Here is a 2202-nt window from a genome sequence, read left to right as displayed (position 1 = left end):
CAGGGACACAGGCCCCGCCTCCCTGGAACACGACCTGGACAAGCTCCCCCACATCGACCGCGCCCTCACCCGCTGGGAGCTGTACGCCTACAAGAACGGCAACTTCAAGCACACCCCCGGCACCTACGTCTACGCAGGGCGCGACTGCTGGTGGGGCAAGTGCACCTTCTGCTCCTGGACCACCCTCTACCCCGGCCGCAACTACCGCACCGTCTCCGTGGAGCGCCACCTGGACGAGATCGAGAAGCTGGCCGCCCTGGGCGTGAAGGAAATCTTCGACGACTCGGGCTGCTTCCCCAAAGGGAAGTGGCTGGAGGACTTCTGCCGGGGCATGGTGAAGCGCGGCCTGCACAAGAAGGTGGTCATGGGCTGCAACATGCGCGTGGGCGCGCTCAGCCAGGAACAGTGGAACCTTTTGAAGGCCGCCAACTTCCGCTTCATCCTCATCGGCCTGGAGTCCGTGGTGCAGTCCACCCTGGACAGGCTGGTCAAGGGCATCAAGGTGGCCCAGATCGAGGAAACCCTGCGCATGTGCAAGAAGGCAGGACTCTCCCCGCACATCACCACCATGGTGGGCTACCCCTGGGAGACCCGCGAAGACGCCCGCGCCACCATCGATTTCGCCAAGCGCATGTTCGTCTCCGGCGTGCTGGACACGCTCCAGGCCACCATCGTGGTGCCCTACCCCGGAACCCCCCTCTTCGCCGAGGCCAAGGACCAGGGCTGGCTGCTCACCGAGGACTGGGACGACTACGACATGCGCCAGAGCGTCTGGCGCTCGCCGCTCAGCAACGAAGACGTGTTGCAATTCAAGAACGAACTGTATAAGGCCGCCCTGACCCCGGCGTTCATCCTGCGCAAGATACTCTCCATCAGGAGTATGGATGACATCGCTTTCTTCTACAGGGCCGCCGGGAAGCTCATCGGCCACCTGCTGAACTCCCGCAAGGGCTGCGCCGACTGCAAGAAGTAAGGCTGACCCGGCCCGCGCCCTGCCGCGCGGAATGGTGCAAGATGCAAGGCGGGGCGCGGCTCCGCAGTCCGTCGGGGCTCCGCCCCGAACCCCGCCAGGGCTCCGCCCTGGACCCGCCGGGGGGAATGATTCCCCCCGGACCCCCTCAATGGGGGTTTGTGTTTTCAGGCAGCAAGCAAAAGAGCGACATACCGTCTATGACCCTCGATCGCGTCTCCGTGGTGGTCACCACCCGCAACGAAGCCCGCAACATCGGCAACTGCCTGGAGTCCGTGAAGGCCCAGGGCTATCCGGCCGAGCTTGTGGAAATCATCGTGGTGGACAACGCCTCCACCGACGACACCAAGGAAATCGCCCGGCGCTACACCGACAAGGTGTTCGACAAGGGCCCCGAGCGCAGCGCCCAGCGCAACTTCGGCTTCGCCCAGGCCACCGGCGACGTGCTCGTCTTCCTCGACGCCGACATGATCCTCTCCGCCTCCGTGCTCGAGCGCTGCGTGGCCATGCTCCGCCAGGGATACGGCGCGCTCTACATCCCGGAAATCGTGCTGGGCAAGGGCTTCTTCCCTACGGTGCGCCGCTTCGAGCGCAGCTTCTACGACGCCACGGTCATCGACTGCGTGCGCGCCTTCACCCGCCGCGCCTTCGACCAGGCGGGCGGCTTCGACGAGTCACTCACCGGCCCCGAAGACTGGGACTTCGACAAGCGCATGCGCTCCGCAACAAAGGTGGGGCTGCTCTCCACCTACGATTTCGACCGGGTGGACGCCTACGTGCAAGTGCTCCCCGAGCAGGGCTACACGGAGCGCCTCGCCGGGTACGAGGCCCTCTCGCGCGACGACAGGCCGCTTCTCTTCCACAACGAGGCGGCCTTCGACCTCTGGCGCTACCTGACCAAGAAAACCTATTACGGCGGGTCCTTCGAGGCCTATATCGCCAAGTGGCCCGCCGGGGACGCCGACATCCGCCGCCAGTTCGGGGCGGTCTACCGCTTTTTCGGCGTGTTCCTTGAACACGGCCGCTGGCGCAGGCTTCTCTCACATCCCCGCCTGGCCTTCGGCATGTACTTTCTCCGTTTTCTCGTAGGCTTGTCGTATCTCGTAGACAAATTGAAACGTTAACAACAACCCCTACTGCGGGTCCGGGGGGGTCACCCCCCGGGCGGGTGCAGGGCAGCCCCCTGCCGGGTCCAGGGCAGAGCCCTGGCAGGGGTTCGGGGGCAGCGCCCC

2 protein-coding genes are annotated in these 2202 nt (G+C 65.3%); both read left to right on the top strand.

What is annotated here, in order from left to right:
• Positions 1 to 973: B12-binding domain-containing radical SAM protein (locus ACV4UX_RS18795; RefSeq protein ID WP_491594811.1), on the top strand; the 973-nt coding region annotated here is incomplete at its 5' end.
• Between the two features lie 197 nt (positions 974 to 1170).
• The gene (locus ACV4UX_RS18790; protein ID WP_491594810.1) at positions 1171 to 2094 is read left to right on the top strand and encodes a glycosyltransferase; all 924 of its coding nucleotides are present in this window, start codon (positions 1171 to 1173) and stop codon (positions 2092 to 2094) included.
• The last annotated feature ends 108 nt before the right edge of the window (positions 2095 to 2202 follow it).

Source organism: Fundidesulfovibrio sp. (assembly GCF_058402725.1).
The sequence above is the reverse complement of the archived record's forward strand: the minus strand, read 5'-3'. Positions and strand labels throughout refer to the sequence as shown.

Excerpts from the sequence above, each read along its gene's own strand:
- ACV4UX_RS18790 (WP_491594810.1), top strand. The coding sequence starts at position 1,171 with ATGACCCTCGATCGCGTCTCCGTGGTGGTCACCACCCGCAACGAAGCC.